Origin of the sequence: Actinomadura opuntiae (assembly GCF_030283205.1) — a bacterium.
GTDB lineage: Bacteria > Actinomycetota > Actinomycetes > Streptosporangiales > Streptosporangiaceae > Spirillospora.
Map to the genome: position 1 here is coordinate 224,966 of NZ_JASNWF010000015.1, position 25,536 is coordinate 250,501.

The window sequence follows — 25,536 nt, forward strand, 5'->3', positions numbered from 1 at the left end:
CCGGCATCCCCGGACGCCGCGCCGCCTGGTGCTCCAAGACCTGCCACTCGGCGGCATGGCGGGCGCGCATCGCGGCGGAGCGGGCCGGGCGGGAGGCGGCCGAGATCTGCGACCGCGTCGCCGGCGACGCCTACAGCGCCGTCCAGGCAGCGACCGGGGCGCTGGCCGCCGCGGTGCTGGAGATGTGCGGCAGGGCGATGACGTCCCCGTCGACGTTCACCAAGGCCCACCTCGTCCCACGAATCCGCCGATAGCTGACTCAATGGGCCACGGCCAGATCGAAGCTAACGTCGAAGGTTCACGTCATCTGTGATGGGTTGGTTGCACACGGGAGGTCGACCATGGCGCCGACTGCGGCTTACATCCAGATTGCGGACTGGTATGAGCACGAGTTCCTCGGCGGACACAGCACCGGGGCCAGGACACGAGACGGCAATCCGCTCGATCTCGATGGCGTCTTGCGCCACCTCCTTGACGAGGGCAGCGGGATCTGCCTGGAGATCGGGTGCGGCACCGGCGTCCATGCCGTCCAAGTCCGCGAGCTCGGCTGGACGCCCATCGGCATCGACCTGTCCGCCGGGATGCTCCGACACGCCCGCAGCCGCCTGCCCGTCGCGCAGGCCAACGCCGAGCACCTGCCCTTCCCAGATGACTCACTGCCCCGCCGTCATCGCGATGATGGTCCATACCGACATGCCCGCCTACCCCGCAGTGCTGCGCGAAGTGGCCCGGGTCCTGCAGCCTGGTGGCGTGTTCGCGCACGTCGGCGTCCATCCCTGTTTCTGCGGCGGATTCGCCGACCGCAGCAACCTGGATGCGGTAGTGCTCCACCCCGGCTACCTCGACGGGCACCCCCACCTTGTCCAGTCCAACGCTTCGGCGAGCGTGTCGCGGATGGGCGGGACGCTGGCGACGGTCCCCAGTCGTGATCGACCCGCGGCGTGTGACCGTGATCGCCCGGTCCCGGTCGGGCCGGTGGTCGGGTGCGGTGGTCGGGTGCTTGTCCTGCGCGCTGCTCAGTCTGGTGTAACGGTTGTGTTGTGGTGGTCGCCCATCCGCAGCGCCGGCGCTAGCTCCTGTTACCTGGCCGGGGGGCGCCGTGGTCGCCGGCCCGGTAGGAGATGCCGAGCCGGGCAGTGGGCCGGCGACCACGGTGGCGAGCCGGGCCTGGTCACCTCCCCCCCGGGGTGGCCGCCTGGTCCGCCTTCCGAGCGAGCTACCCGGCGACTTGCCAGCTAACCGCGGTGGCTGGCCTCGCGTGGTCCGATGTCCTTCCTGGCCGGAACACCTGAGGTCTTGTCGTGTTCGGGGAGAGCGAGGGCCGGAAGGGTGATCATGGCTGGTCACCTGTTGTGTACATGGCCGGTGACCAGCGGTGTAGGGCGTATGCGGTGATGATGCCGGCGATGGTGCCGGCGGTGACGTCGCCGGGGTAGTGCGCGCCGGTGTACACCCGCGCGTAGGCCACCACGGCGGCGGCCGCGGTGACCGGGGCGGCGGCTTGGGGGGCGGTGAGCGCCACCGCGGTGGCGAACGCGGAGGCGGCCGCGCTGTGCCCGGACGGGAACGCCCCGGAATCGGGGACTCGTCCCGGCCGCCGCTGCCGCACCGCCCTTGGCGGCCGGTCCCGGCCCACCGCGGGCTTGCCGAGGGCGTTGCAGACCGGCCCGGCGACCAGCATTGCCGCTAGGGCGTGTCCGATAGATCTTGATCTATCGGTTCGGTAGTTGTTGGTCGGTGACGCGGCGGTTCGAGCTGACTGATGAGGAGTGGGAGCGGCTTGCGCCGCTCCTGCCGTCTTGTGGTGGTCGTGGTGGTCAGTGGGCCGATCACCGGCGGGTGGTGTCGGGCATCTTGTACCGCGTTCGGACGGGGGTTCCATGGCGGGACCTGCCAGAACGGTTCGGGCCGTGGAAGACCTGCTATGAGCGGCATCGCCGCTGGTCAGCGGACGGGACCTGGGGCCGGATCCTGGACGAGCTACGGATCGGGGCCGACCTGGCCGAGGGCGATGACTGGACGGTCGGGATCGACTCCACCGCGGTGCGTGCGCACCAGCACGCGGCCGGGGCCCGGCATCGCCGACCGCGTCGGCTCCGCAAAAGGGGGACCTGAGACGGGACGAATCCGACGGACGGGAGGCGTTGGGCCGGTCTCGCGGTGGGCTGACCACCAAGACATCCGATCTCCGTAGGAGTCAAGTTCCGGCCGGTCTGGGCGTTCCCGGGAACGCGATGGTTTCGTCGAATGGAGTGCCTTCTTGGAGGCAGTGGTAGAGGCATCCGAGGAAGCGGTTGTAGAGGTTGCGTAGCGCCGCTGCGTGCCGGTCGCCGACGTCGCGGCGGCGGTCGTAGTGAGCCCGGGCCCCGGGCGATGGTTTGAGCGCGGCGAAGGCCCAGGAGAAGCCACGGCGGCGAGGCGGTCGTTCTTGACTCGGCGATGGGTGACGATGGTGCTGCGTCCGGAGGCCTTGGTGACGGGCGCGGATCCGGCGAATGCCTTGACTGATCGGGCATTGGCGAACCGGTCGCGGTCGTCGCCGAGTTCGGCGAGGATCCGGGCTCCAGAGAGGTCGGCGAGGCCGGGGAAGCTGGTGATCACCTCGTAGTCGGGGTGCTGCTTGAAGGCCTCCATGGTGGCCTCGCCGAGTTGGTCGACGCTGTCGCACTCGGCGTCCAGGGTGGCCAGTAGGCGCAGTGCCTGGGCGCCCATGGCCTGCTCGACCAGCGGGGCTTGGCGCAGATGCGGCCGACGCAGGATCTGGTGCAACTCGGCGGCGACTTCCTCGACTCCGCGGGCACGGCCGGCCTTGCGCAGCGCGGCGATGATCTGGGTCTTGGAGAGCTTGGCAGCGGCGGCCGGGGTCGGTGCGAGCTTGAGCACAGCGCGGATGAGCGGCGAGGTCAGGGCTCCTTTGCGGGTCGCTGCGGCTTCCTGCATGGCGGGGTAGTACTCGCGCAGCAGGGAGCGGAACTCGTTGGATGCGCGGGTGCGCCGCCAGGAGGCGTCTTGGCAGGCGCGGGCCAGGACCGCGATCGAGCGGGCCAGCTCGCTGTCTTCGGGCAGCGTGCGGTGGATGTGCGCGTCGGTGCGCAGGATGTTGGCCAGGACCATCGCGTCCAGGTGGTCGGACTTCTTGCCGGTCGGTGAGTACCGTTCGCGATAGCGGGCGACCGACATCGGGTTGATCGTGTAGACCTTCCGGCCGCTCGCGCGCAAGGCGGCGACCAGCAGTCCGCGAGGTGTCTCGATCGCGACTGGGATCGGGGCCTCGGCTGTGTCGCCGGCCTCGGCCAGCATTGCCAGCAGTTCGTTGAAGCCTTCAAGGGAGTCGCCGATGCGGCGCTTGGCGACCAGGCCGCCGTTCTCGTCGACGAGGGCGATGTCATGGTGTCGGCCCAGTCGATGCCGCATGTGATCTTCAAGCTCGTTCTCCGAGGACTAGGTGTTGGTGCTGGTCAAGCCCTGTTAGGAACCACACGGCGCCCTAATGGAAAGGCTCTGCGGCCTGACATCCGATTAGCCGTCCGTGATCCCAGCGACCGTCACGGGTCCCTGTCTTCAGTGAGGACTCAGACGGCCCGGATCTTTCGAGGGATGTGCCGTGCTGGCGGGCTCGAACCACGGAAATCATCAAACTGGACGAACAGCGACAGACGATCAGCGGGTGACGGAAAGCTCCGCCCCCGCTGAGGGGCACCTCGTCCTCAGCCGGTCTTGCACGAGGCTCCGAGGGCCAGAGGTGTCTCAGGTCATCGAGAACGAGACGCCCCAGCTCGGAGAGGGTTCCTCCCGAACCTGCCAGTCTTGGTGGGGAGCTCGAAGCCCCTGATCCATCTAGGGCATCGTCCGGGAGGAACCCTTCGAGCCCCATTAGGTCCATCTGTCTCTGCCCCTGGTGCTGGTGGCGGCGGTGGCCGGTGCGGTCGCCGGGGCGCAGACCGGGTTCTGGCTGGGCCGGCGAGGAGGCCGGGCGTTGCTGGCCCGGACGACCAACCGGCACCTGTTGGAGGGGACGGCCAGGGCGCGGCACTTCCTGGCCCGGTACGGGCATGGCAGGGCGATCGTGCTGGCCCGATTCGCCCCGGTGGTGCGGACCGTGCTCAACCCGCTGGCCGGGGCGTTGGACGTGCCCGCCGGGACGTTCGCGCTCTGGCAGGTCACCGGGGGGCTGCTCTGGGCGGTCGGGGTGACGGTCACCGGGTACCTGCTCGGGTCGAGCATCCCGGGGGTCGATCGCTATCTGCTTCCCATCGTGGCGGTCATCGTGGTGGTGTCGCTCGTGCTGGTCGCACTGGAGGTGCGCCGAGGCCGGCGCGCCGGTGTGTCGTCCAGGGCGCGTGATCGTGACGGGGCGGTCGACCGGTGATGGGGCCACTCAAGCGTGTCAGCATCGCCGCTGAGGCGCCCGTGGCTGCGCTGATCGTGCTCTCGCTTGGGTTCGTGCTCGCTCTTGCGGCCCTGAGCGTGGAAGTCGCGGCGAAGCACACGGGCGGCTGGGATCGGCCGGTGCACGCCTGGTTCGTCGGCCATCGGTACGGGGTGGTGACCGGGTTGATGGAGGCGCTGACCTGGCTCGGCTCGACGGCGGTGCTGGTACCGTTGCTGCTGGCCGTCGGCGGTTACCTGGTCTGGAGCCGCCGTTCCTGGAGCACTCCCCTGTTCGTGTGGGCCGCTTTCGCGGGTGCTGTGGTCCTCGGCGAGACGGGCAAGGTGATCTTCGGTCGGGCTCGGCCGCCGGCGGCGGACATGATCACCCGGGCCGGGGGCTACGCGTTCCCATCTGGGCACAGCGTCCAGGCCATGACGGGTTGGGGATTGCTGGCCGTCCTCGCCGTCGGGAGCGGGACCCTGCGGCGGCGGACTCGCCTCGCGCTCGCCTGGGCCTGCGCGGTAGTGATCGTCCTGGTCGGGACGTCGCGGCTCTACCTCGGAGTCCACTGGCTCAGTGACGTGATCGGCGGGTTCCTTCTCGGCGCGGCGTGGTTGTCGCTGCTGCTGGCCTTCCGCACCGGACATGGTCGGCTCGGGCCTCCTCCCCCGCGCACCGTCGTCCTCGTCGAAGGCGACGACGTGACCCAGGACGACGAGGTCTGGGAAGACACCGACACCTCCTGACCTCTGGCCAGGAGTTCCTCGGAGCCGTCCTGGCTCGAAGTTCGTCCACGCCTTGCTCCCGCACGCCCACCGACAGGTCAGGGAGGGGGTCGGCGGGCCGTGCGCGACCGGAAGGAGTCTGCCGTGCGCAACCCCGGGCAGATGGAGAATCTTTCCACCGATGCTCCAGGGCCAAGCGGTCTGAGGGCCCGGCTTCACAAGGCTGTCCGGTCGATCGAGGGGTGCGTGGGGCTTTGGGCCGGTCTGTGCGCGTGGCATCTGCTGTGGGTGCTGGCACGCTCGCCCGGCGCCGGCGGCTCATGGCATTACTTCGCCACGGGCGCCGCCGTCCTGTTCGGTGACGACCGGGGCGAGGGCCTTCACCTGTACGCGACGCATCCGGAGTTGCAGATCGGTCCGCTGTCCTTCGCGGTGGCGTTGCCGCTGGACGCGTTCGGGCCATTCTGGGGCCGGGCGGTCGCAGTGTTCCTCATGTCGTGCACCGGCCCGCTGCTGCTCGCCGGGATCTGGAAGCTCGTCCCGCTTCCGTGCCGCCGTCCGGGGCGGCTGCTGGCCGCAGGCCTGGTGTTCCTTCCGATCTGGGCCGAGTTGGCGACCCATGCGGGGCATCTGGACGACGTCCTGGCGCTGTCGCTGGCGATCGGCGCCCTGCACGCCCGCGCCCGCGACAGCCCCGTCCTGGCGGGGCTGCTGGTGGGCGCCGCGACCGACGCCAAACCATGGGCACTGGCCTTCGCGGCCGTTCTCCTCGTGCGCCCGGCACGGTCTGCGATCGCCGCGTTCGCGGTCTGCCTCGCCGTCGTCGCCGCCGTGTGGCTGCCGTTCCTGGTCTACGACCCGCACACCATGCACGCCGCCCACTTCACCATCGCCAACGCCGCGGGGTCGGGGCTGCGCGTCCTGGGCTACCACGGGCCCCGCACACCGCCGTGGGACCGCCCCGCGCAACTCGCGCTCGGCGGGCTGCTGGGCGCCGCAGCGGTGCTGCGCCGCCGCTGGGAGGCGGTCATCCTGCTCGCGACGGCCGCCCGTATCCTCCTGGACCCCGAGGTCTACGGCTACTACACCGCCGGAGTCCTCCTCGGCACCGTGGTGTTCGACCTGGTCGCCACCCGGCGGCAGGTCCCGTTGATCACCATCACCGCCGCAGCCACCCTCTACCTCTCCCGCCAGTTGTCGAACATCCACGCCGTGCCTTTGACCAACGCTGAACTCGGCCTGCTACGGGTCTCCTTCGTCATCATGGCCCTGATCGCCGTCTTCGGCGCCGCCCGATCACGACCTCGTAGCGCAACGGGCACCGGCGAAGCCGAGTGAGGTGGTCGCGGGCGGCGGGATCAGCCGGGCGGGAGGGCGACCACGAAGGCCGCGCGTCCCTCGAGCGTCAGGTCGCCTCCCGCGGACCTGGCGAGCCTGCGGGCCAGGGCGAGGCCGAGGCCCGCGCCCGGGTGTCCGTCGGCGGGCTCGGCCCGGAACCCCGGTTCGAACACCCGGTCGCGCACCGCCTCCGGCACACCGTCGCCGTCGTCGTGGACCACGATGCGCACGCCCGGCTCCACGCGTAGGACGACCGTGGTGGCGGCGTAGCGGCGCGCGTTGTCCAGCAGCGGCGCCAAGAGCCGCTCCACGATCTCCGGCGGGGACCCCGCGGTCAGTTCTTCGGCCAGCGTCTGCAGGGTCAGCCGCGGTCCGGTGGTCGGCCATCGCGCGGCCAGGTCCACCGCCATGGCCGACAGCGCGCAGCGGCCGGGGAGCCGGGTGCCGCGGGTTCTCGCCTCGGCCAGGAGCGTCTCGCATATCCGCTGCATCTCCTCGGCGGCACCTTTGATCACGTCGAGCGCGGCCCGGTGCCCTTCGGCCGAGCGGGGCCGCCGGGAGAGCCAGTCCGCCTCGGCGACGATCCTGGACAGCGGGGTGCGCAGCTCGTGGGACAGCTCGGCGCTCCACTGCTGCTCGTGGCGCAGGACGAGCGAGAGCCGGTCGAGCAGCTCGTCCAGACCGGCCGCCAGGGCCGACAGTTCAGCGGGGCGGCGGCCGGTGCCGAACCGGCGGCCGAGGTCGTGACCGCTCCAGTCGGCGGCCTGCCCTGTCATCTCGGCCACCGGTTGCAGCGCGCGCCCGACCACGGCCCGGGTCACCGCGTAGACGCCGAGGAGCAGCAGCAGCGCCAGGACGATCGATCCGGTGAGCGCTGAGGTCAGCATCCGGTGGTAGGAGTTCAGGCCCACCGCCGTCACGACCGTCCCGGCCCGCCGGCCGGCGGCGGAGATGGGCCGGGTGTACAACCGGATCTCACCGGTGGTGGTGAAGCCCGTCGTGGAACCGGCGAGGGTGTCGGCCTTGCGCTGCAGCCAGGGCTGTCCCGCGGGCCGTTCCACGGCGCGGGTGCCCTGGTAGATCCAGATGTCGGTGTCCAGGGCGCTGTCGTCGGCGGGTTCGGCGATCTTCAGCGTCCCGCCGGGCAGCACCTGCACGGTGGAGGCCGCCGCCTCCGCTCGGGTCCGTAGCAGGTCGTCGGCGTCGGCGCGGAGCCTGCCGCCCAGCAGCACGTTGAACAGCAGGGTCAGCAGCACCACCCACGCCGCCGTGGTGACCAGGGCAAGGAACGCCAGCCGTCCGCGGAGCGTGCCCGGTCTCATGCAAAAGGGTGCCCGTGACCTCATGCGAACCGGTAGCCCACGCCGCGGACGGTGGTGATGCCGCTTTGCGCGTTCAGGCCGCGGATCTTGCGGCGCAGCCGCGTCAGGTACTGGTCGAGAGTGTTCTCCGAGACCAGAGCGCCATCGGGCCAGGCGGCGCTGAGCAGGGCGTGCCGTCGGACGACTGCGCCGGGCTCTGCCATGAGCCGCGCGAGAAGACGGAACTCCGTCGGGGTAAGGGGCACTGAGCGGCCCTGGCGCTCCAGGACGTGGCGGACCGGGTCCAGCGTGAACTCACCCGCCTTCGCGTGGGCCGGGCCGGCGCGGCGCAGCGCGGCGCGAAGCCGCGCGGCCAGTTCCGCGAGGTGGATCGGCTTGGCCAGGTAGTCGTCCCCTCCGGAGGAGAACCCCGAGAGCCGGTCCACCAGGGCGTCATGGGCGGTGAGGAACAGGACCGGGACGTCCACGCCGCGGGCCCGCAGGGCCTGGCAGACGTCCCGGCCGTCGGAGTCGGGCAACGCGACGTCCAGGACGACCGCGTCGCTCTGCTCGGCGCGCAGTGCGGAGGCACCGTCGCAGGCGGTGGACACCGCGAAGCCCTCCTCCCGCAATCCGCGGGCGAGGGCCGCACGCAACTGGTGGTCGTCTTCGACGATCAGTACGCGATGAGCGGTCACCGGCCCAGTATCACGCCTGCTCGACCGAGGTTCGGTCGCGCCGCGACAGCGTAAGGTAGACGACCAGGGCACAGATCACGCTCAGGAAGATCGCGCTGGTCACCGTGGTGCCGAGGCCGAGCCCGCCGTCGTTTCGGGCCTGGGAGAGGTAGTCCCCGATCGACGCCCCCAGCGGCCGGGTCAGGATGTAGGCGATCCAGAACGCCGCGACCGCGTTCACCCCCACCACGGCACGGGCTCCGGCCACGACCGCGATCAGCGCGCCGAACAGCACCACCGACAGCGGGTACCCCAGGTTCAGCCGTTCGGCGACCAGGTCGCCCGCGGCGGTGCCGAGCGCGAAGGTGAACAGCACGGCCGCCCAGTAGAAGCCCTCGCGGCGCGTGGTGAGGATGGTGTGGATGGACAGGGTCCGCTCGGCCGCGTACCAGGCCGCGAAGGTCGCCGCGAGGACGACGGTGAAGACCGCGGTGGTGATCGCCAGCGGCACACCGAGACCATCGGTGAGCTCATCGGTGATGAGGGTGCCCACGATGCTGATCAGCACGACCGACACCCAGTAGACGCCGGCCACATAGGTCCGGAGCCGGAACTGCCACACCAGCGCCGCCACCAGCCCGACGCTCATCACCAGCGCGGTCCAGGTGAGGCCGAGGCCGACGGTGTCGTTGAGGTAGTCGGCGGCCGTCTCCCCCACCGTCGTGCAGAGAACCTTGATGATCCAGAAGTACAGCGTGACCTCTGGGACCTTGTTCATTTTCAGGCGCGGCAGAACCGCGTGTCTCGTCGTGGTGGTCATGGTGGCGAGACTTGCAGCCGTTACCTGAAAACGACCTGAACACATCGTCCGGCCGCTGGCCGACGCCCCGTCAGATGATGCGGCGCCGCAGCAGGACGACCAGCACGCAGGCGGTCGGCAGCAAGGGCAGCCAGGCCGTGATCAGCCGGTAGCCGAGCACGGACGCCAGAGCGGTGGTGGACGGGACGCCCGCCGTGACCAGCGCGGCGACCAGCGCCACGTCAAGGCTGCCGATGGCGCCCGGCGCCGGCAGCAGCGCGCAAACGGCGGACACCACCACGTAAACAAGCAGCACCGTCCCCAGCGGGACCGGGTTGCCGAGGCTCCGCAGAACGGCGTAGAGGATCAGCGTGTGCAGCAGCGGCGCCGAGACCGACCCTCCCCACAGAGCCGCCGCGCGTCCCGGGTGGCGCAGCACCGCACGCAACTGCCCCAGGTCCTGGGTCAGTTGCGAAGTCGTCTTGGAGCGGTGACCGCATCCGCGCCTCCTGAGCCGCAACCCCAGCCAGGTGAGCGCCCCCACACCTGCAAACACGCCGATGGCGGCGATCACCGTCGAGTCGGTTCCGGAGAAGGGGCCGAGGGCGGACCAGTGCACTCGCGGAGCCAGCGTCGTAGCGGCCGACGGCGCGGCCGCCACGACGCCCGCCAGCAGGAGCAGATGGGTCACCAGCCCCGCGAGCGAGTTCAACCCGACCGCGCCCGCGGCCGCGCCGCGGCTCATCCCCAAGCGGCGCATGAACCGCATGTTGACCGCCATACCGCCCACCCCTGCCGGCAGGACGTGGTTGGCGAAGCTCGCCCCCATCTGCACCACGAACAACCGGCCGAAGGGCGGCAGCAGCGGCATCGAACCCAGATGCGCGATCGTGCCGACGATCCACATCAGGAGGGTCGCCGAGGCGGCGACGACCAGCCACTCGCCGTCCGCGGACGCGAGACTGTCCCCGCCGGCGTCGACGGCGGCCCGGTGCAGAAACCCGATGACCAATACCGCCACGGCCGTCGCCAGCCCGAACAGCAGGCGTGTCATCGAGGGACCGGTGAAGACCGGACGCCGCAAGCCCGCGCCTACGCGATCCGGGCCGTCTCCCATACCCGCACCTCCAGCCTCCTACAACGAGCGCGACTCCGCTGGTGTGCCGCTGATGGGGCTACCGAGGAACTCCCTGACCAGCAGTGATCAGGGAGCCGCCGAGTCGTCATTCCACGCTAAGCAAGATCGTCTTTCGCGGCGACGCGAGTCCACCACCCACGTCCAAGCCATCTGAGGGCGAACAGGGTGTGCGGGTCGCTGGCCGCTTCGGAGCTGAACGCCTCCGGTGGCCACCAGAAGCGCCGCGGTCCAGGTCGTGGCAAAGCCCGGCCGGGCTCGTTGTGTCGTGTGGTGTTACTGGCCAGGGAGGTTTCCCGACGGCTCGTGATCACCGGAATCGCCGTTCTTGAGTTGGACACCGCTCGTTCATTGTCTAGAGTCCCACCTAACTTCTACACGCGTATAGAAGTAACGCGTGTTCCGAGTGTGCCTTGCCCGCGACCGGCCGCACCATCACCAGCTGCACCATCACCGACAGCGGGCACTGCCGGACAAGGACGACACATGACCTCCCCTGCCGTGCCGGTTGCCTCGCCTCCCATTAACGCGGGGGCCTTGGACGGGCCCTCGATCGACGGTTCCGCCTACCGGCAGGTCACCGACTTCGCCCGGCGCACTCCCTGGCTGCACGGGTTCATGTCCGCCTACACCACTGCGGGGATCATCGCACTGTGCGTCCTGTTGGCGGCGGGGTGGTGGCTGGCCCGTCGCTCCGGCGACCTGGCTCAGATGACTGCCGTCGCCTGGACCTGCTGCGGCACCGTGATCGCCGTTGCCGCCGGCCTGTGCCTCAAGCAAGTCTTCACCGAAACCCGGCCCTGCCTGGCCATCCACGCCACCACCGTGCAAACCTGCCCCGGCCCTACCGACTACTCCTTCCCCTCCGACCACGCGACCGTCGCCTTCGCCCTCGCCGCCGGTATCTGGCTCGTCAATCACCGCCTCGGTCTCGTCGCCGCGCTGGCGGCCCTCCTGGAGGGGGTCTCCCGCGTCTACCTCGGCCAGCACTACCCCCACGACGTTGTCGCCGCGCTTGCGCTCTCCGCCCTCATCCTGTTCCCCGGATGGATTCTCGCCCGTCGGCCGCTGAACGGCGTCCTGCGCCGGGTCGCCCGCACCCCGCTCGCGCCTCTCCTGGCCACCAGGCACTGATCACCTCCTGAACCGTCGAGAGCATCGGGCCGCAGCAGGCCTCGACAGCCGATCCCCCGGCGGAGTTGTGCGGCCCGATGCCGATCGCGATGAACAGGGCCACGCGTTCGGTTGGGGTGGCGGGTGCCGGTCGATGCTGGACCGGTGCCGGGTGTGGCACGGTGGCGACGTCCGGCCCTCGGGATGCTCACGAGTCCGGCGGGACGCGAAGATCCGGCGGTCGCAGTACGCGCCAGGCTGGCCACCGGCTGCCTACGACGAATCCGCAGTCCGCCCCACACTCCGCCCCCAGGCACCAGCCTGCCCTCCCACCACAACACCGCCGATCGCCACCGCGCCTAGGATGCCCGAAATCTCAGATCCATCCCCTCCAGCAGCACCACCGCAATGCACCGCCCCAACCAGAGGAGCTTGGCCGCCTGTCACGACGAACTTCTACAAGCGTGTAGACGTTCACGTTCAGCTTCCCTATGCTCACCGTGAGCGTTCGAACTGGCGCTGACACCAATCGCTGGTACCGACATCACCGGGGGATCACGCATGACCACGACGACACCATCGACCCGCGGCGCCGGGCACCGCCTCCGCCAGGACGTCAGGGCTGCGGGAGTCACGCCTCTCGTCGGCGTGTTCGACATGTTCTCCGCAACCATCGCCGCACAGCACTTCGACGGGCTGTTCGTCTCCGGCTTCGGGTTCGCCGCCTCCCACTACGGCCTGCCCGACATCGGCTTCATCGCGTGGCCTGACATGGTCGCGTTCGTGTCCCGGCTCCGCCCGGCCTTCCCGCATCACCACCTGCTCGTCGACATCGACGACGGCTACGTCGACTCCGAGGTGGCCTGCCACGTCGTCGGGCACCTGGAGGCCATCGGCGCCTCCGGCGTCATCATCGAGGACCAGAAGCGCCCGCGCCGCTGCGGGCACGCGGACGGCAAGCTGATCCTGCCGCTGGAGGAGTACCTGGCCAAGCTCGAGATGGTCCTGGCGACCCGCCGCGACTTGCTCGTCGTCGCCCGCACCGACGCCACCGAGGACGAGGAGATCCAGCGCCGCGCGGAGGCGCTGGCCGCCACCGACGCCGACGTGATCCTCGTCGACGGCGTGCGCAGCGCCCACGCCATCCGGCGAATCCGCGAAGTGATCGGCGACAAGCCGCTGCTGTTCAACCAGATCGCCGGCGGCAAGTCGCCGCGGCTCTCGCTGACCGACCTCACCGCTCTCGGCGTGGACGTCGCCATCTACAGCACGCCTTGCCTGTTCGCCGCGCAAACTGCCATCGAGCAGTCGCTTCAGGACCTGAAGAAGGCTGACGGGCTGCTGCCGGAGCACTCCATCGGCGTCGCCCACTCCACCGCCCTTCTCGAAGGCAACATCAGCCGCCACCACAGCCCGGCCTAAGACCGGACTATGGCGGGCGGCTCGTCCCGCGCCGCGTGGAAAGCTGGAGCGGGCCACCCGTCCAGCCGGACTCGATCGCCACGTTGAAGCTGACCAGCGGCGCGGCGCGTCCCCGCGACCTGTCCACGGCTTCAGCCGCCCCGGCCCCCGGGGCTCCCGGGTGACGTGCGCTCAGTCGTCGCCAGGAAGATCCTTTCCACGGTGCGCTCCGCCGCATGACCGTCGTCCCAGGGGCAGAACCGGGCGCGGAAGGCGGCGCGGGCCTTGGCCGCCGTGTCGCTCCACGGCTCGCCGGTCCGGAACGCCTCGATCAGCTCATCCTCGGTGCGGGCCAGCACGCCGGGCGGGGAGGCGATGATGTCGAAGTTGACGCCCCTGGTGAGCCGGTAGGTCTCCCAGTCGTTGGCGAGGACGACGATCGGCCGGCCCCCTAGGACGGCATAATCGAACATGATCGAGGAATAGTCGGTCAGCAGCACGTCGGAGGCGATGCACAGGTCCTCGACCGACGGGTGACCGGAGACGTCCATCACCAGTTCGTGGTGCAGGCCGTTTCCCGCTGTCGGATAGTAATAGTGGGAGCGCAGCAGCAGGACATACTGATCGCCGAGTTCGCGGATGAACCGTTCGACGTCGAACATCGGCCGGTACTCATCTCGGTACTCCCGGTGCGTCGGGGCGTACAGGATCGCCTTCTTGCCCTCAGGGACGCCGAGCCGAGCGCGCAGCCGGGCCCGCTCGTCTGGGGTCGCCGCGGCGAGCCGGTCGTTGCGCGGATATCCGATCTCCAGTATCTCGTAGCGGCAGGGGAAGCTGCGGCGCCACGCCTCGCTGGACAGCGGGTTGGACGACACCAGGAAATCCCAGCGGTCGGCGCGGACGAGTTGGGCATGGAAGTCCAGCCCCTTGGCGCCAACGGGGAAGGCCATCTGGTCCAGCCCCATCTTCTTCAGCGGGGTGCCATGCTGAGTCATGACGTGCACCTGCCCGGGACGCTTGCTGACCGCGTTCGGGAACGTGACGTTGTTGACGAAGTACTTCGCCCGCGCCATCACCCGCAGATACCGCAGGGTGCCGGGCGCGACATGGTCCACACCGTCCGGCACGGGGCCGGGGGCTCCCGGTTTCACGACCCAGACACCGCGCAGGTGCGGCGCGATCTCCGTGGCCTTCTCGTAGATGGCGGCCGGATTGCACGAGACACCGCGATACCAGTACGCGGCGTACACCACGAGGTTCTCATCGATCGGCATGCGCAGTTGCACGCGGTAGTAGAGACGGCCGAGTAGCCGTCTGCCCGTGCGCATGGCGCGCCGCACAGGCCGGACGGCCGCCCTCGGGAGCGTCCTGGCTCCCCGCCGAGCCCCGAGGAGCGTGACGGCCACCTGGTACGGCCGGTACGCGCCCCTCTCCAGCAAGCGGTACTTCACGGCCTTCAGCCGACCGCCCGGGACACCGTCCCCAGCCGGACGACGGCGCCGGTAGAACTCGGTGAGGCGGCCGAAGAAGTCGGCGCGGTCCGATGGGGAGATCCGGTCGCCGCATTCCAGGATCATCAGCGCGTGCCCGACCACCCGGTCGAACATCAGCCCGCGGAACGGCTCGGTGCCGGGATGGGAGTCCATGAACGCGAAGATCCGCTCGTACTGGTCGAAGGCGTCGAAGTGGCGGCGGCTCGCGCTGCTCGTGATGCCCCCGGACCGGCGCTGCCGGTAGACGTAGCAGACCCGATCCAGCAGGCTCAGCCGCCCGGCCGCCATCAGAAGCGGGAAGGAGACGTTGAGGTCCTCGTAGTAGCCGGGACTGAAACGCCGCCCCAGTTCGAGCAGGTAGTCGCGGCGGATCACCTTGTTCCAGACCGCCATCATGATCCGCAGGACGCTGGGACGCTCCGCGCAGGTGAAGGTGTCGGGCGCGGGCGGGTCCCGGAAGTAGCGGCCGCCGGAATTCGGTACGCGGGTGCCGTCCCACAGCTCGCGCTCGTGGTCGACGACCAGTACGTCGGGCCGGGTCGTCCTCAGCCGGGCGAGGATCGCCCGGACCGCTCCCTCCTCGGCGTGGTCGTCGCTGTCGAAGAACCAGACGTAGTCGCCCGCCGCCATCTCGAGCCCGAGATTGCGGGCCTGCCCGAGCCCGACGTTGCGGTCCAGGTGCCGGACGCGGAGCCGGGGATCGGCTGCGGCCATCTCGTCGAGGATCGTGCCGCAGTTGTCAGGCGAGCAGTCGTCTACGGCGATGACTTCCAGGTCGGTGACGGACAGGTCGAGGATCGATTCGAGGCACTGGCGTACATAACCCTCTACCTCGTAGACGGGCACGATGACGCTGAGGGCGGGGCCGCCGGATCGGGCGGTGCTTTCGGGTGCGGGCATCGCCGGTCCCTGGTGATGAGGGACGTGTGGTCGGCTTTCCGGGCTTTCGCGATCGGCCGGCGGCCCGTCCACGCCGGAGGCGTCCTCTGCGGTCACAGCCTGGATATGCGCTGCTCAGCCCGGTGCAAACGTGGCGCATCGACCATTCGATCCACAATCTACTACAGCGATCGTAGTTCGCCCGCACTCTTGGCCGGGACGGCTCAGCCCACCCTTCCCTCGGCCCACCCCTTCCCGAGGGCCGCCCGTCGGGCGCCCTGTCCAGCCGTTCGACGGCCAGACCGTACAGATCCTCGGTCCGGCGCAGCACGCCCGCGCCCGTCCAAACGGTCCGGCACGAGGTCACCGAACTTGAACGTCACCCGGTAGCGGTCCGTACCGACAAGAGGTGTCTCAAGAGCTGGAGAGGTGACGCGCCGTCCTCATAGACGGTCTTCCAATTGCCGTACCGCTCGGGCAGATCCCGCCACGGCACACCGGTGGCCAACTTCCACAAAATCCCGTTCAGCACCGTGCGGTGATCAACCCACCGGCCGCCCTGGACGGGTTGCGCAGGCAACAGCGGCTCGATCCGCCGCCACGCCGCATCGGTCAACTCATGCCGTCGCACCACGACACACCATCAACCCACACCCACCAGATCGTCCTCAGCACAACACCAAGATCTACCGGACAGGGCCTAGGAGCAGGATGGAGGCCGGCCTGGACGCATCGATCGGCACCGTCGGCGACGCCCTGGACAACGCCCTCATGGAGTCCCAGATCGGCCTGTTCAAAACAGAGCCCATCGAGCCTCCACCGAACCCGGCGCAGTGCACCCCAATGAATACCCCACCCAGAACGCGGCGCCATCCCAGTCTGTCCACTCAGCCAACCGGCCAGGATGATCCCAGCGGAGCGTTGCATCACTCGGGAGCGGGCCATTCCTCGGCCAGGAGCGCGTATGAGAGACCGTCGAGCCATCCCCTGGTGCGGTGGAGTGAGTCTCTCACCGTGTGCTGTTCGCGGCGCATCCCGACCCGCTCCATCAGCCGCCATGAAGGTTCGTTGTCATAGAAACAGTCGGCGTGCAGGCGGCGCAGGCCAAGACTCCCGAAGGAGATGTCGATGAGGGCGCGTACCGCTTCGGTGGCGTAGCCCTTGCCGCCGTAGGAGGGATCCAACGTCCACCCCAGCTCTCCTTGGACGCTTTTCGCCTGGTCAGCGACCTCCTCCTGGGTCCAAGCGTCCTGGACCTGCAGCGTTAGATCGCCGATCACCCGGCCGTCCAGTTCGATGATGAGCAGGTCTGCCAGCCGCTCCTGGCGGAGAAAACGCTGACGGTAGTCGTCGTACGTCGTCGTGGCGACCCTGACCCATTCGTGAGTCTCCGGCAGCTGCTGGTAGGCCCAGGTCGCGTCCACGTCGTCGGGGGTAGCCCGGCGCAACAGCAGTCGGTCGGTGGAAATCGGCCAGTCCAGCGTGTCAAGAGGTTGGTGCATGGGCTTCATGCTGGCAGAGAGCCGTGGTCATACAAAGCGGATTACTGCGGGCGGCGAGGAGGTGATGGCGCCGCTGCTGCGCGCCGCGCTGTTCTACGTCACCACCGCCAGCGGCGACCTGGCCGCTGCCCGAGCCGAACTGGCCGACCTGCACACCCATCTGCGCGCCCGCCCGCCGCTGGGCCACGGCGAAGGGAAACAGGTACTTATGGACGTCGCCTGATCAATACTCACGGGCGCGAGGTGTTCGTCCGCCCGGAGGCCTCCCGTTTTGGTCGTTCGCGTCGCTAACGGAAGTCCCGGTGGCCTTGGCGGCTTCGGGCAGAGCAGCATCAGGTCTCCGAAGACCCGACAGATCGTCAGGGAGGCGGTTTACCCTCCGGTCATGACCCCCGTCCAGGCAAACGACCCAATCCGAAGAAGGACAAGAGCGCGCGCCGGCGGCGCGGCTCCAAGCCCGGCACCTTCACCACCGGCTTCCTGGATCCCGGGCAGCGTGATCGGCTGAATCGGTCGACGCTCCAGGCCAAAGACGCGCCACCAGAATCGTTGCTGGTGGTGCTGCTCACGGTGACCTGGGCCGACGCCCAGAGCGGCCAGAGCGCTCACCACTGCGTCGACTCCTGCCGCACCCTCGGATACGCGCTGGGGCACCTCGGCGTGGCCACCGAGCTGCGCGCCGCCGGGGTCGTCATGCACCATCAGCGGACCGGGATGACGACCTCCTGCGCTCCGGTCATGCCGTCCTGGCGGAACCGCAACGAGCTCGATGGGCACTGCCTGCTGACCATCCCCGACCAGGGCCGGTACATCGATGCGACCATCGAGCAGTTCCCCGGCATGTCGCAGCTCCGCGCGGGTCCGGCGGTCGGCCGGTTCGGAGCCCTCCCGGACCCGACCACCGGCGAGATCAGCGACGTAGGAGACTTGATGGGACGGCCACCCGCCGGCACCAGCATCGCGCTGCCGCGCGGCGACCGGGTCCTGGTCTACACCCTCAGCCCTGATGCCGGGTCCAAGGTCATCACCGAGCACCCGACCGTGACGACATTCGCCGCGTAGCACCGCCGGGCCGCGCTGAACCTGCTGGCCGTCACGCTGAGCGCGCTGAGCGACCACGAGAGCGGGCTCGGGAAGAAGCTCCGCGCGATTCCGCTGCCGCGTCTGCAGGCACTCCTGGACGCCATCGACGGCATGCCCACGACCCGCGCCGACAACCAGGACGTGCTCTTCACGCTCGGCGGCCGGACGCTGCGCCTGGAAGAGGTCCCACTCCCGGACGACCTCCCGCCCGCCGCCACCCCGAACTGATCATGAGAGAGTTCATGAATCGGCTGCTGCGCAGCCTGGACGGAGAGCGGCCGCGCTTCGGATACGGCCGCTACGGCCGCCCGCTGTGGGACGAACGATGCCGTGACGCCGAACGCATCCGCCGCGCGCTACGCAAGGCCAAGATCCGCGAGTTCGGCGAGGACGGTGGCTTCTCCGTCGAGCAGCCTGCTGAAGACGGTGGCCCCTACACCGTCGCCGCCGCACTCGATGATGACGAGGACCTGGAGGCGGTGATGGCCGACTACAGGCGTGCGCTCGCCGCTCAAGGATGGCGGATCGGGCCCGACACCGGCCCAGACCCCCCAACCGCAGATCCTGGAAGTCTGGATCACCCCGGGCTGACCGGACCTGCCGGAACGAGAACGGAGCGGGTCCGGTCCCTGGCCGGATCCGCCGCGGATCGCCGGCGGACCGGGTCCCGTTGTGCTGGTCCCATGACAACCTTCATCGCGCAGATCGTCGTGCCGTTGGTGGTCGCCGCACTCAACGCCGCAGTGGGCTTGCGAGTCGCCCACGCCAGCTTGCCCCGGCCGCGCCGGTGCCCGCCCCTCGGCGATCACGCAGGTCGCCGAAGAGAACGGCCTCGCCCTTGGCTGCTCCCCGGCCGCCGTGGGTAGGTGGCTCAATGGAGCGATCCCGCTGCCGCAGAGCATCGCCGTCGCAGTCGCAGCGTTCGCGTGGCTGCTGGACCGCCCCGGCCCGTCCGCCGCCGACCTGGGCTGGCCGACAACGCCGGCCGTCATGCCCGACGACCCTGGCGCGGGGACCCCGTCGCCTGGCTCACCCGACTAGGACACGACGACATGCTCCACCGCCGCACCACGCTCACCCTCGGCCTGTACGCTCTGGCCGAGGCCGCCCTTCCCCGCCCCGCCCACGCCATCACCTCGCGAACCGGCCCATCCCGCCGCGGCGGCGCCGGCGACGTCGGCCGCATCCGTGAGACGACCGCGGCGTTCGGACGGCTGGACGACCTGTACGGCGGCGGGCACGCCCGAGGCGCCGTCGCCGCCTACCTGGCCGGCGACGTCGCGCCGCTACTGCGCGGAACCACCGGCCGAGCCCGCCCCGCCCTGTTCACCGCCGCCGCCCAACTGGCCTACCTCGCCGGCTGGATGAGCGCGGACATGATGCGCCCCGGCCTGGCGCAGCGCTACTACATCATGGCGGTCCGCCTGGCCGACGAGGCCGGCGACGACCTGATGCGCTCGACGGCGCTACGCAGCCTGGCGGTCCAGGCGGTCGAACTCGGCCATCACCGCGTCGGCCGCGACCTCGCCGACGCGGCCGCCGACGGCATCCGCACCAGATCACCCGCTCGAACCAGAGCATGGATCACCGGCATGTGCGCCGAGGCCGCCGCCGCCACCCACGACCAACGCCGCGCGCACACGCTCCTGCGGACCGCCGAAACCGAGTTGGAACACGCCGACTCCCGCCCCGACAACGCCGTGACCGCCAACTACCGCCGCGAATCGTTCGCCCATCAGGTCGGGTTGACCCTGACCCACCTCGGGGACCTCAGCGGCGCCGAGGAACACTTCGCCGCCTCCCTCCATTCCCGCCGGCCGGTCGAACGGCGGACCCGCGCCCTGATCGGTGCCCGGCTGGCGCTGACGCAACTGAACCGGCAACACCCGGACGTCGCGGCACGGACCGTGCTGAACCTGCGCGACGACCTGTCGGGCGTAGAGTCCAAACGCGTCCACCAGACCCTGTCGAAGATCTGCACCACATGGCGCAACGCCACAACCGACGACCCGATCGGCGAAGCCGACCGGCTGCTGGCGACCCTCGCCGGAACCGGCGGACCCGGCCGATAGGGCCCGCGTTGCCGGGTGGCACCCCCGCCGTAGACTCCGTGCCGAAGCAGGCGACCCTTCCCCGTCGCGATCGCAGATTGGACGGGGAGAGCCATGCGCATCTGGGTGGAGTTGCCCCCTAGTGGAGTAGGTGCAGGTTCCCCCACCTCTTATCCCACAGGCAGCCGTCCATCTAACGACCTCGTGCATGGTTGTGGTGGTGGCCGGGTTCCTGATCGTTGATCATGGTCGGATGGTCCGGTCGGTGGCTCGTGCGGTGGTTGTGGGGAATCGTCGGATCACCGGTCTGTCGCCGACAGTGATCGCCGAGTTGGTGGCGGAGGTCGGGCCCGTGTGGCAGGAGCGGCACCAAGCGGTGCTGGCCGCTCGTCCGCGGAGGCGCGCAGTGGGTGCTGGCGCGAAGTACAAGCTGCTGTTCGTGGACCGGCTGCTGGCCACGCTGATCCATCTGCGGCACGGGGTGACCCACGATGTGCTGGGCTGCTGGTTCGGCGTCAGCCGATCCACCATCACCCGAGCCATCGCCGAGGTCCGGCCGCTGCTGGCCGACCGTGGCTGCACGGTCGAGCCGGGAATCTGGTTGCGCACGCTGGCCGAGGTGATCGAGTACCTGGGCGCCAGCGGGCAAACCGCGATCATCGATGCCACCGAGGTCAGGGTCCGCCGACCGGCGGCCAAACGGCCGGACCGCAACGTGTTCGTCTCCGGCAAGAACAAGCAGAACGCAATCAAAGCCATGGTGGTCACCGACGCCGGTGGTCACCTGCTGTTCTGTGGACAAGCCGAGCCCGGAAGTTGCGCCGACATCACCCAGGCCCGCCGGTCGGGACTGGTCGAGCTACTGGCCACCGGTCCGCCAGTGCAGATCCTGGCCGACGCCGGCTACCAGGGCCTGGGCGCCGAGACCGCCGGTCAGGTAGTGACACCGCCGCACCGCAAATTCCGCAAGAACGCCCCGGCCTGGTACGAAGAGCTCCACGCCGCCCAGCGCCACGCCCATTCCGTCCGCCGTAACCGGGTCGAACACGGCATCGCCCACCTGAAGAACTGGCGCTCTCTCGCCCGCCATCACGGCCGCCGCGAACACCTCGCCGACATAGCCAGAGCCGCTGCAGCACTGAGCCCTTTTCAGCGTGATGCGGTCTCGCGGAGTTGCAGGGTGTGGATGGCTTTGGCGAGGTGGCCGGCGCGGTGGGGGCAGCAGCGCAGCTTCCGCAGGATTCGCCAGGACTTGAGTTGGGCGTTCGCGCGTTCGCCCGGTCCTCGGAGCTTGGCGTGTGCGCGGTTGGCGTCCTTTTGCGGCTCGGGCTTGTCGCGTCCCTTGTAGGGCGTGAGGACGTGTGGGCCGGCGCCCTGGTACGCCTTGTCAGCCAGTACGAGCAGGCCGGTGGCGGCCAGTGCCCGGATGACGCCCCAGATCCGGGCCGCTGTCAGGTCGTGGACCGAGCCGCGCAGCGGTCCCGACACCCATAGCAGTGTCCCGTCCGGTGCGGCGATGACCTGGAGGTTCATGCCGTGCAGGCGATGCTTTCCCGAGTAGTAGGGCCGGTCGGCGGCGACCCGGTCGATTGAGATCAAGGTGCCGTCCAGCACCAGGTAGGGCAGCCCGGCTTTGACCGCTTTGGCCAGCGCCGCGCCGAGTTTGGGTGCGGTTCCTTTTCAGGGACTGAAGTGATCAAGCGGTGAGGTTGTACTCGTCCTGGTAGCGGGCGTGGTGAACGCGCTGGTGTTCTTGCTTGAGGTGGAAGCGCCAGTAGTCCGGGAAGGTCCCGTTGGCGACCACCGTGCGGAGTTTCAGGACCGCTTCTGCTCCGGCCAGGCCCCAGCGGGCGCCGGAGATGTCGAGCCGGTCGGCCACGATGTGGCGGACGGCGCCCTCGATGACGCCGGTGGCGATCGGCCACCCGGCCCGCAGGGCCTGGTCGTAGCGCAGGAACGCGGCATGGCCGGCCAGGTAGCGGACGCAGGCGTCGATCTTGTGGCGGTGGTGCTCGCCGAGGGCGGCGGCCTGGGCGTTCAGGGCGGTGGTGACCTGGTCGGTGTTGCCGGCCAGCAGGGCCGTCGCGTGGGCGTGGACCCAGTCCTCGGCAGCGGGGTCGCCGGGGTGGTGCAGGTCCCAGGCCGCGGCCCAGAGCTTCTCGATCACGTGCACGAAGTCGATGACGATGTGGACGGTGACGCGGCGGCGGGCGGCCTCGGCCCGGATGAGATCGAGCTGGTGGCGGGCGCCGTCGACCAGCACGACCCAGGTCCGGGCGTGGGCGGGGTCGCGGGCCTGGGCCTGGTCGAAGACCCGGGTGATCACCTCGCCGGGCTCGGCGATCACCGACCCGCACAGCCATTTCCCGGTCGCGTGCGGCCCCGGACGGACGGTCCGGTCGCCGTGGCGGCCGCCGGGCACGGCGATCACATCGTGCGGACGGCGGGGCGCGGGCTCGGCGTCATAGACCGCGCCGAGGGCGGCCATCCGTTTGCGGGCGGGTTTCTCCCCGGCGGCCAGGCGGGTGCGGAGGGTGCGGGAGTGCCGTGCGGCCGCCTGGGCGGTCGCCGGCCGCAACGCCTCGGGCCGCATCACCACGCCCTTCTGGTCGGTGCTGAGGACCAGCAGTTCGTCGGCGGTCCTGGGCACCGGCCTCACCGAGGCGTCGAAGGCGTCGATGTCGGCCGCCGCCCGCCGCACCAGCTGCAGGAGCGCTCGTTTGCCGACCACGTCCCCGCAGCGCGCGGTGATCGAGGCGCGGGCGTCGTCGAACGAGCCGCGCACCGCCTCCACAGCGGCCAGGCGGGCCAGTCCGTGGCTGTGCCGCCCGGCCAGCGACAGCTGCTCATCGGCCGGATACAGGTTGCAGGCTCCCGGGGCGCGCCAGGCGCAGCGGGAGACGGCCACCGTGCCGAACACCGTGGCCAGCAGCCGGTGATGCCCGCTCTCCAGCCGGTGCCGCCGGACACCGTCGGCACCGACCGTCCCGGCCCCGGCGGCGCGGGCACGTTCGGCGGCCCGCCGTTCGCCGGCGGCGCGCAGGTCCAGGTGGGCCTGCAGCATCTGCCGCAGCAGCTCACGTCCCCGCTGCTCGAGCAGTTCCTCCAGCCGATCGTGCGGCCAGGACGCCGCCTGCGGGCCGGTGAGCTGTCCGAGCGCCGGGTAGCCCCGGATGATCACTCATCCGAGGCCCCCTCAGAACCGTGCGTGCCACTCATCGCGGCACACGGCTCAAGCAGATCGCGAGGGCGATCGGGGTTGCTGCGCTGGGTTCTCTCTGCGGATGCGGGCGTGGAGCCCGCGTTGGCAGGAGCTGTGCACCAGGCGTGTTCGTTTATCGCCGGGTGGGCCGGGTCTCCGGTGGTGGGTGAGGTAGCTGGCGGCTATCGCCCTCCGGGTGACCTGCTGCCACCATCGTTCCCAGTCACGGGGGGATTGCGGTGGCTGCTCGGCGGTCAGCAGGTGTTGTCCGCAGAGTGGGCACCGGCCGTCCTGCTTGGTGAGCAGGCGAAGCGTGTACTCATCCAGCGGGGGTTTCACTCGTTGCCGCCGTTTGGCCCAGTAGTCGGCCAGGGCGGGGTCGTCGGGGGACGCCGCGCCTTTGACCATGACGTGCCGGACGATCCCGGTCCAAGAGAACTTGTCCAGGTAGGTGCCGCTGTCGCGGTCACCGAATACCCAGTGGTCGTCTCGGAACGGGTTGAACTTGCCGTAGTAGCAATCGGTGACCCATCGGCGACCATGGTCGCCGTGGCGGTGTCTGGCCCACTTGTAGGTGAGTGTCCACACGTGGAAATCCAGGTTGGCGAACACCCCGGATGACACCACGCCCCGGTAGTAAGCCGCCCATCCCCGAATGATCGGAGACAGCGTCCTGACGACCGCCGCCGCGTTCGCGCCACGCAGGCGGCGCATTTCGACGGCGAGTCTTTCCCGGAGCCGCCCAATTGCCGATCGGCTTGGCTTGATCAGCAGCTTGGAACGGTAGCGGCGAACGTTGAAACCCAGAAAATCAAAACCGTCTTCGAGGTGCACGATCTGCGTCTTATCCTCGTTGAAAGCCAGCCCTCTGGGTGCCAGCCACTCCGCCAGCCGTGCCTTGACCCGCCGTGCCTGCTCCTGGCTGTGGCAGAGCACGGTCGCATCGTCGGCGTATCTGATCAGGATCGGGGAGCCCTGCTTCACCTCCCCAGCACGGATGCCGGAGGTGATCCGCTGGACCCCGGCCGCACCCTCCATCCCGTGCAACGCGACATTCAGCAGCAGAGGGCTGATCACACCGCCTTGAGGAGTTCCCTCCTCGGTCGGCGCGAACCCCCTGCCCGGCTCGAATAGTCCCGCCTTCAGCCACCCCCGAATCATCCCCCGAGCGGGGAAGTCACCGAGAGCCGACAGCAGCCGGTCGTGATCGATCCGGTCGAACGCCGCGGCCAAGTCCGCGTCCAGCGCCCAGACTCGCTTGGCCCGAGGGCCCTTGCACGCCTGATAGACAGCGCCGATCGCGTCTTGACAACTGCGGCCCGGCCGAAACCCATACGACCGGGACTCGAACCGGGCCTCCCACTCCGGCTCCAACGCATTCCGGACCCGTGCCTGATGACACCGGTCCATGATCACGGGAATGCCGAGCGGCCTCAGCTTCGCACGGTCGGAAGCCTTTGGTATGTACACACGCTTGACCGCCATCGGCCGCCAGGACCCATGCGTGGCCAGGACCTGCCCGGCCACCCGCGCCCTGGCCGCAGAGGTCAACGCGACCTCTCCGTCAACCCCGGCGGTCTTGCGCCCAGCATTGCGCTGCGTCACCTGGCGGACCGCGACCAGCGCGTTCGCCCTGCTGCGCAGCATCAGCTTCTGCAGATTCCTGACCTTGCGCCAGTCCTCTTCCCGAGTCGCCTTGAAGATCCGCTGCCGCAGACGCCGTACCTCCCGATCGCACATATCCCAGTCGATCGAATCCCACTCGACCACTTCCGGGTCTGCGCGCGAAAAGTCCTCAGGTCCGTTCACCTTGCGGTGCCCAACTTGCCCTTCAGTTTCAGCGTTCACTGACAGCCCAGCACTCCAAAGATCCACCTGCCCACGTCGGCCCGCTTTCGCGGCCCCGCACTTGACGGGGTATCCGGCCGGTTGAGCGGGACGGGCGGCGGAGGAGCCGTCCATTGCCTCGCCCTTCCCGTTGCCTTTCGGCCACCGGCATTAGCTTCTTGGGCATCCTTTCCCGCCGGGGAGTTGGGCCCTCCTTGCGGTCGGCTTACCGGCCAGCGGCCGGACCTCGACGGGGTTTCCATGTTCCACTCGCATGAGACTCGACTGGGGTTGGGCGTCCTCTGTACTCCGGGGACGGCGGTGTCCACACGGCCCGGTGTCCTTCCTGGCCGCCGCCTGCCGCCTCTTAACGGCCGGTCCCTATCACCCCGGCTATCAACCCGTCGCGGGGTGGGTTCATCACGAAGCCTCAGCAAGGATTCACTGGCGTTCGCCCCATGCCCAGCCTTTCCCTCGCCTGTGACCCCCGGACGGGACGCGGGTCCTTGGGCTTTACCGTGAGCTCCGCACCCACCGACTCAGGAAGCCGGCACGCACGTCACGGCGGGAACGGGTCCAGACACCGACCCGGGCTACGTATCCGGCATCAACCGGACCTCCAATCCACAGCCACTCAT

Annotated in this window: 20 protein-coding genes and 5 pseudogenes; 13 read left to right on the forward strand and 12 right to left on the reverse strand. The window is 69.7% G+C overall.

Features of this window, described 5'->3' with window-relative positions; all coding sequences use genetic code 11:
* Nucleotides 1-341: 341 nt before the first annotated feature.
* Complete coding sequence (locus tag QP089_RS48920) at nt 342-929, forward strand: class I SAM-dependent methyltransferase (RefSeq protein WP_353070644.1); 588 nt, start codon at nt 342-344, stop codon at nt 927-929.
* Between the two features lie 404 nt (nt 930-1,333).
* On the opposite strand, the gene QP089_RS30780 is transcribed toward QP089_RS48920, so the two are convergent.
* Nucleotides 1,334-1,681 carry a phosphatase PAP2 family protein gene (locus QP089_RS30780; protein WP_285916233.1) on the reverse strand — a complete coding sequence of 116 codons (348 nt, stop codon included), beginning with the start codon at nt 1,679-1,681 and terminating at the stop codon, nt 1,334-1,336.
* A gap of 56 nt (nt 1,682-1,737) precedes the next feature.
* Here QP089_RS30780 and QP089_RS30785 point away from each other — a divergent pair.
* A pseudogene (locus tag QP089_RS30785) lies at nt 1,738-2,177 on the forward strand (IS5 family transposase); the annotation flags it as partial.
* 20 nt (nt 2,178-2,197) lie between these two features.
* Here the strand turns inward: QP089_RS30785 and QP089_RS30790 are convergent.
* Nucleotides 2,198-3,425, reverse strand: a pseudogene (locus QP089_RS30790) (IS110 family RNA-guided transposase).
* A 473-nt stretch (nt 3,426-3,898) separates the two neighbouring features.
* Here QP089_RS30790 and QP089_RS30795 point away from each other — a divergent pair.
* From QP089_RS30795 to QP089_RS30805, 3 genes are all read left to right on the forward strand, one after another.
* Nucleotides 3,899-4,369, forward strand: coding sequence for a DedA family protein (locus QP089_RS30795; protein ID WP_285916235.1), 471 nt, complete (start codon nt 3,899-3,901; stop codon nt 4,367-4,369).
* Between the two features lie 41 nt (nt 4,370-4,410).
* Nucleotides 4,411-5,118: a phosphatase PAP2 family protein gene (locus tag QP089_RS30800; RefSeq protein WP_285916236.1), complete on the forward strand. Its 708-nt coding sequence runs from the start codon at nt 4,411-4,413 to the stop codon at nt 5,116-5,118.
* A gap of 225 nt (nt 5,119-5,343) precedes the next feature.
* Nucleotides 5,344-6,435 (forward strand): glycosyltransferase family protein, encoded by a 1,092-nt coding sequence (locus QP089_RS30805; RefSeq protein WP_285916238.1) that lies wholly within the window; start codon nt 5,344-5,346, stop codon nt 6,433-6,435.
* 20 nt (nt 6,436-6,455) lie between these two features.
* On the opposite strand, the gene QP089_RS30810 is transcribed toward QP089_RS30805, so the two are convergent.
* From QP089_RS30810 to QP089_RS30825, 4 genes are all read right to left on the reverse strand, one after another.
* Nucleotides 6,456-7,757 carry a sensor histidine kinase gene (locus tag QP089_RS30810; protein ID WP_285916239.1) on the reverse strand — a complete coding sequence of 434 codons (1,302 nt, stop codon included), beginning with the start codon at nt 7,755-7,757 and terminating at the stop codon, nt 6,456-6,458.
* A 20-nt stretch (nt 7,758-7,777) separates the two neighbouring features.
* Nucleotides 7,778-8,434, reverse strand: a complete 657-nt coding sequence (locus QP089_RS30815; protein WP_285916240.1) for a response regulator transcription factor — start codon at nt 8,432-8,434, stop codon at nt 7,778-7,780.
* Nucleotides 8,435-8,444: 10 nt separating this feature from the next.
* Nucleotides 8,445-9,233, reverse strand: coding sequence for a COG4705 family protein (locus tag QP089_RS30820; RefSeq protein WP_285916241.1), 789 nt, complete (start codon nt 9,231-9,233; stop codon nt 8,445-8,447).
* Between the two features lie 70 nt (nt 9,234-9,303).
* Entirely contained in the window at nt 9,304-10,266 is a 963-nt protein-coding gene (locus tag QP089_RS30825; RefSeq protein WP_285916243.1) for a lysylphosphatidylglycerol synthase transmembrane domain-containing protein, read from the reverse strand.
* 567 nt (nt 10,267-10,833) lie between these two features.
* On the opposite strand from QP089_RS30825, the gene QP089_RS30830 reads away from it, so the two are divergent.
* Both QP089_RS30830 and QP089_RS30835 read left to right on the forward strand, forming a co-directional pair.
* Nucleotides 10,834-11,481: a phosphatase PAP2 family protein gene (locus QP089_RS30830; RefSeq protein WP_285916245.1), complete on the forward strand. Its 648-nt coding sequence runs from the start codon at nt 10,834-10,836 to the stop codon at nt 11,479-11,481.
* Nucleotides 11,482-12,021: 540 nt separating this feature from the next.
* Nucleotides 12,022-12,882, forward strand: a complete 861-nt coding sequence (locus QP089_RS30835) for an isocitrate lyase/PEP mutase family protein (RefSeq protein ID WP_285916248.1) — start codon at nt 12,022-12,024, stop codon at nt 12,880-12,882.
* A 131-nt stretch (nt 12,883-13,013) separates the two neighbouring features.
* Here QP089_RS30835 and QP089_RS30840 read toward each other — a convergent pair whose 3' ends face one another.
* The 3 genes and pseudogenes from QP089_RS30840 to QP089_RS30850 form a co-directional block, all read right to left on the reverse strand.
* Nucleotides 13,014-15,254 carry a bifunctional glycosyltransferase/CDP-glycerol:glycerophosphate glycerophosphotransferase gene (locus QP089_RS30840; protein ID WP_285916250.1) on the reverse strand — a complete coding sequence of 747 codons (2,241 nt, stop codon included), beginning with the start codon at nt 15,252-15,254 and terminating at the stop codon, nt 13,014-13,016.
* A 424-nt stretch (nt 15,255-15,678) separates the two neighbouring features.
* Nucleotides 15,679-15,864: pseudogene (locus QP089_RS30845) on the reverse strand (transposase); the annotation flags it as partial.
* Nucleotides 15,865-16,159: 295 nt separating this feature from the next.
* A complete protein-coding gene (locus QP089_RS30850) occupies nt 16,160-16,735 on the reverse strand; it encodes a GNAT family N-acetyltransferase (RefSeq protein ID WP_285916251.1) in 576 nt (191 codons plus the stop codon).
* Here QP089_RS30850 and QP089_RS30855 point away from each other — a divergent pair.
* The 6 genes and pseudogenes from QP089_RS30855 to QP089_RS30875 all read left to right on the forward strand — a co-directional run.
* Nucleotides 16,734-16,958 carry a hypothetical protein gene (locus QP089_RS30855; protein ID WP_285916253.1) on the forward strand — a complete coding sequence of 75 codons (225 nt, stop codon included), beginning with the start codon at nt 16,734-16,736 and terminating at the stop codon, nt 16,956-16,958. The two genes, QP089_RS30850 and QP089_RS30855, sit on opposite strands and share 2 nt — an antisense overlap.
* 332 nt (nt 16,959-17,290) lie before the next feature.
* Nucleotides 17,291-17,797 (forward strand): hypothetical protein, encoded by a 507-nt coding sequence (locus tag QP089_RS30860; protein WP_285916255.1) that lies wholly within the window; start codon nt 17,291-17,293, stop codon nt 17,795-17,797.
* Between the two features lie 263 nt (nt 17,798-18,060).
* Entirely contained in the window at nt 18,061-18,684 is a 624-nt protein-coding gene (locus QP089_RS30865) for a hypothetical protein (RefSeq protein ID WP_285916257.1), read from the forward strand.
* Complete coding sequence (locus QP089_RS49140; RefSeq protein WP_512699687.1) at nt 18,677-18,859, forward strand: hypothetical protein; 183 nt, start codon at nt 18,677-18,679, stop codon at nt 18,857-18,859. Before QP089_RS30865 ends, QP089_RS49140 begins: the two co-directional genes overlap by 8 nt.
* Nucleotides 18,787-19,890 carry an NsdA family TPR-like regulatory protein gene (locus QP089_RS30870; RefSeq protein ID WP_512699688.1) on the forward strand — a complete coding sequence of 368 codons (1,104 nt, stop codon included), beginning with the start codon at nt 18,787-18,789 and terminating at the stop codon, nt 19,888-19,890. The genes QP089_RS49140 and QP089_RS30870 overlap by 73 nt, the downstream gene beginning before the upstream one ends.
* Nucleotides 19,891-20,122: 232 nt before the next feature.
* Nucleotides 20,123-20,998 (forward strand): annotated as a pseudogene (locus tag QP089_RS30875) (transposase); the annotation flags it as partial.
* Between the two features lie 20 nt (nt 20,999-21,018).
* On the opposite strand, the pseudogene QP089_RS30880 reads toward QP089_RS30875, so the two are convergent.
* From QP089_RS30880 to ltrA, 3 genes and pseudogenes are all read right to left on the reverse strand, one after another.
* Nucleotides 21,019-21,540 (reverse strand): annotated as a pseudogene (locus tag QP089_RS30880) (transposase family protein); the annotation flags it as partial.
* 25 nt (nt 21,541-21,565) lie between these two features.
* The gene (locus QP089_RS30885) at nt 21,566-23,050 is read right to left on the reverse strand and encodes an ISKra4 family transposase (protein ID WP_285916260.1); all 1,485 of its coding nucleotides are present in this window, start codon (nt 23,048-23,050) and stop codon (nt 21,566-21,568) included.
* Nucleotides 23,051-23,101: 51 nt separating this feature from the next.
* Nucleotides 23,102-24,880, reverse strand: a complete 1,779-nt coding sequence (gene ltrA, locus QP089_RS30890) for a group II intron reverse transcriptase/maturase (RefSeq protein ID WP_285916262.1) — start codon at nt 24,878-24,880, stop codon at nt 23,102-23,104.
* Between the last annotated feature and the right edge of the window lie 656 nt (nt 24,881-25,536).